The organism is Actinomadura meyerae, from assembly GCF_900188445.1.
GTDB lineage: Bacteria > Actinomycetota > Actinomycetes > Streptosporangiales > Streptosporangiaceae > Spirillospora > Spirillospora meyerae.
Window position 1 is genome coordinate 1 of the sequence record NZ_FZOR01000088.1, and the last position, 5,039, is coordinate 5,039.

Consider the following 5,039-nt stretch of genomic DNA (forward strand, 5'->3'; position numbering starts at 1 on the left):
GCCGTCATCAACAGCCCCACCAGCACCACCATCAGCGGCGCCCCGGACGCGATCCGCGAGCTGGTCGACCACTACAAGGCACAGGACGTCGACGCACGACTCATCCCCGTCGACTACGCCTCACACTCACCCCACGTCGACACACTCCGCGACACCATCCTCCGCGAACTGGCCGACATCACCCCCACCCCCGCCAACACGCCCTTCTACTCCACCGTCACCGGCCAGAAATTCGACACCACTGGACTGACGGCCGAGTACTGGCACACCAACCTCCGCAACACCGTCCAATTCGCAACCACCCTCACCAACCTCCACGACGCCCACACCACCTACATCGAAATCAGCCCCCACCCGATCCTGACCCCCGCCATCCAGCACACCCACCCTGATGCTCAGGTCGTCGCGACCCTGCACCGCAACCAGCCACCCCACAGCCACTTCCTCAACAACACCGCACAACTCCCCACCACCGACTACACACCCCTCTACACACCACACAACCCCCACACCACACCCCTCCCCACCTACCCCTTCCAACACCGGACCCACTGGCTCGACATCTCCCCAGCCGGCGGCGACACGCGATCCCTGGGGCTGGAGGCCGCAGAACACGCTCTTCTCGGCGCCGTCACGGAGATCTCGGCAACGGGCGCCTGCCTGTTCACCGGTGGCCTCTCCCTGCGTACACACCCTTGGCTGGCCGAGCACGCCGTGCACGGCGTCGTTGTGGTCCCCGGTGCGGCGTTCGTGGAACTCGCGCTGCATGCCGGAGACCGCACCGGTGTCCCGCACGTCGAGGAACTCGTCCTCGAAAGCCCGCTGTGCCTGCCCGAGCACGGCTCCGTCGACATCCAGGTCACCGTCGAACCCGCCGACGACGACAACCGGCGCGCCATCACCGTCCACTCACGGCCGACCGAGCACGCGGACGCCGCCGACTGGACGCGCCATGCCGGTGGGACGCTCTCGGCAGCGGACGGGCCCCCATCCCTCACCGACGAGAACTGGCCGCCGCGGAACGCGGTGCCCATCGACCTGGCCGGTTTCTACGACGGGCTCGCCGAACGCGGCTACGACTACGGCCCCACCTTCCAGGGACTCACCCACGCCTGGCAGCACGGCGACGACCTCTACGCGGAAGTCACCCTCCCCGACGACACCGACACCACCGGATACGGCATCCACCCCGCCCTCCTCGACGCCGCGCTGCACCCACTCGCCCTCACGCTGACCGAGTCCACGGACGAGCCGATCAAGCTCCCCTTCACCTGGCAGGACGTCTCCCTCCAAGCCGCAGGTGCGACCACAGTCCGCGCGCATCTCCAGCCCACCGAAGAGGGCCGGTACCGCATCACCGCCTCTGACGGGCGGGGCCGGGTCATCGCGAGCATCGGCGACCTCGCTCTCCTTCCGGTGACCGAGGCCCAGCTCTCCGCGAACGCGGACCAGCGCGGGGCACTGTTCCATATGGAGTGGCGGGAACTGGGAGCGGACGCGCCGGCCGCCGGACCACTGCCGGACGAGGCCCACCACACGGATATCAAGGCGTTGGCGGCCGCCGTGGACGGCGGGTCCCCACTACCCGAAGTAGTGGTCTGGACGCCGTCTACCAGCAGGTCCGGAAACGTCCCCGCCTCCGGCCACGATGCCGCGCACGACGCGCTGAGCGCATTGCGGACCTGGCTGGCTCTGGACCGGGCCGAGTCCTCACGGTTGGTCATCGTCACCCGCGGATCGGTCGCGGTCCGTGCGGAGGACGCGGTCGACGATCCAGCGCAAGCGGTGATCTGGGGACTCGTCCGCAGCGCCCAGCTCGAACATCCGGACCGCTTCACACTGATCGATCTCGATGAGCACCCGGACTCCTCGGCCGCCATCTCGTCCGTGCCGGCCACCGGAGAACCACAGCTCGCCCTTCGCGACGGCCGCCTGTTCGTACCGCGCCTCGTCAGGACCACCACCGCCGACAAGGACGGTCGCGACCTTCCTGATCCTTTCGGCGCGGACGGCACCGTCCTCATCACCGGCGGCACTGGAACGATCGGCGCCGCCATCGCCCGGCACCTCGCGGGCCATCACGACGTCCGGCATCTCCTGCTCGCCGGCCGGTCCGGGCTCGACGCCCCAGGAGCCGCCCAACTGCGGGCCGAGCTGGAAGACCTGGGCGCTGAAGTCACCATCGCCGCCTGCGACACCGCCAACGCCGACGCGCTGGCCGCTCTGCTCGACGGCATCCCGGCCGAACACCCGCTCACCGCCGTCGTCCACGCCGCAGGCGTCCTCGACGACGGCATGCTCGCCGAGCTGACGCCGGAGAGGCTGGAGACGGTGCTGCGTCCCAAGCTCGACGGGGCCTGGCACCTGCACGAGCTCACCAAGGACAAGGACCTCAGCGCATTCGTCCTGTTCTCCTCGCTCACCGGAACTCTCGGCTCTCCCGGGCAGGGGAACTACGCGGCGGCCAACGCCTTCCTGGACGCGCTCGCCCACCACCGGCATTCGCTGGGGCTTCCGGCCCTCAGCCTGGCTTGGGGACTCTGGGATCAGCCCACCGGGATGACCGGCCACCTCACCGAAGCCAACCGTGCGCGCATCGCCCGCACCGGTCTCCCCCCGCTGAGGCCCGAACAGGCGCTCAGGCTGTTCGACAGGGCGCTCGCCCATCACGGCCCGGCCCTTGTCCCCGCCGAGATCAACACCCGGACCATCCGCAAGCACGGAGAGCATCACCCGCTGCTCCGGGCGCTCGTTCCGGGCAGCACCCGCCGCCACCGGGCCATGACCTCCGAAGCCTCCCCGCGTCTCGCGGGGCTCAGCGGTGCGGAACTGGAGCAGTCGCTCCTGGACCTGGTCCGCGCGAACATCGCGGAGGTGCTCGGCCACGCCGACCCCGACGCGGTCGTCCTCACCCAGAATTTCAAGGATCTGGGATTCGACTCGCTGACCTCGCTCCAGCTCCGCAACCGACTCGCCGCAGCGGCCGACGTGCGGCTGCCCACCACCTTGGCCTTCGACCACCCAACACCGCAGGCGCTCGTCGCCTACCTCCGTCAGCGGCTCCAAGGCGGAGAGGTCACGCGCACCGCCGACCGCGTCCACGCTCCGGCCGATGAGCCGATCGCGATCGTGGCGATGGGCTGCCGCTATCCCGGCGGTGTGGCGTCCCCCGAGCAACTGTGGGACCTCGTGGCCGATGGCGCGGACGCCATCACTCCGTTCCCCGACAACCGCGGCTGGGACCTCGACACCCTCTTCGACACGGACGCGGACGTTCCCGGGACGTCCTATGCGCGCGAAGGCGGGTTCCTGCACGACGCCGACCAGTTCGACGCCGCCTTCTTCGGCATCTCGCCGCGTGAGGCCACGGCGATGGACCCGCAGCAGCGGCTGCTGCTCGAAGTCGCCTGGGAGACCATCGAACGCGCCGGCATCGACCCGACCACGCTCAAAGACACATCCACCGGTGTCTACACCGGCGTCATGTACAACGACTACGCCACCCGCCTCAACGGCCTGCCCGCAGAGTACGAGGGCTACATCGGCAACGGGAGTGCGGCCAGCGTCATCTCCGGCCGTGTCTCCTACTCCCTCGGGCTGCAAGGTCCGGCGGTGACGGTCGACACCGCGTGTTCCTCCTCGCTGGTGGCGTTGCATCTGGCCGCGCAGGCCCTGCGCGGCGGCGAGTGCGACCTCGCCCTGGCCGGCGGCGTCACCGTCATGTCCACACCCGGCCTGTTCATCGAGTTCAGCCGCCAACGCGGACTGGCCTCCGACGGCCGCTGCAAACCCTTCTCCGCCGCAGCCGACGGCACCGTCGGCGCCGAAGGCGCCGGCCTCGTCCTCCTCGAACGCCTCTCCGACGCCCAACGCAACAACCGACACATCCTGGCCGTCATCCGCGGCTCCGCCATCAACCAGGACGGCGCCTCCAACGGACTCACCGCACCCAACGGCCCCTCACAAGAACGCGTCATCCAACAAGCACTCACCAAAGCCCACCTCACCCCCGACCAGATCGACGCCATCGAAGCCCACGGCACCGGCACCGCACTCGGCGACCCCATCGAAGCCAACGCACTCCTCGCCACCTACGGCCACAACCGCGAGCGGCCGCTCTACCTCGGCTCCTTGAAATCGAACATCGGTCACACGCAGGCCGCCGCTGGTGTCGCGGGTGTCATCAAGATGGTCCAAGCCATCGACCACGGCCTTCTTCCCCAGAGCCTCCACGTCGATGAGCCCTCGCCTTACGTCAACTGGGACTCGGGATCCGTCGCGCTCTTGACCGAGGCTCAGCCTTGGCCCGAGCTCGACCGCCCCCGCCGTGCTGCCGTCTCCTCCTTCGGAATCAGCGGCACCAACGCCCACCTCATCCTCGAACAACCCCCGGCAACGGCCGAACCCGAGCCGACACAGGCGACAGTCATCGAGCCCGACCTGCCACAGCTGGACTGGCGCTTCTCCGCCAAAACACCAGAAGCGCTACGGAAGCAGGCCCACCAACTCCTCGACCATTTGAACCGGCATCCGGAACTCACGCCCGTGGATGTCGCGCTTCAGTTGGAGCGGCGGACCAGCACCTTCCACCACCGCGCCGCCATCACCGCAACCACCATCGACCACTTCCGCACCGCACTGCGCGCCCTCACCCAAGGGCAGCCCGCACCCGGCCTGGCCGTCACACCACCCGATGCAGACCCCAACGGCAAACTCGCCTTCCTCTACACCGGCCAAGGCTCCCAATGGCCCCACATGGGCCACGACCTCTACACCACCAACCCCGTCTTCGCCCACCACCTAGAAGACACCATCGCCGCTCTAGATCCTCATCTTCCCGAACCACTCCACACCGTTCTGTTCGCCCCACCCGACAGCCCTCAAGCGCAACTCCTCGACAGCACCCTCTACACACAACCCGCGATCTTCGCCGTGCAGACCGCGCTGCACCACACCCTCACCCACCACGGCATCACCCCCCACTACCTCGCCGGACACTCCATCGGCGAAATCACCGCCGCACACCTCGCCGGCGTCCT

1 protein-coding gene is annotated in these 5,039 nt (G+C 68.8%); it reads left to right on the forward strand.

Features of this window, described 5'->3' with window-relative positions:
- Positions 1–5,039 (forward strand): type I polyketide synthase (locus tag CHF16_RS38910; RefSeq protein ID WP_143228364.1); only part of this gene is annotated, 5,039 nt, incomplete at both ends.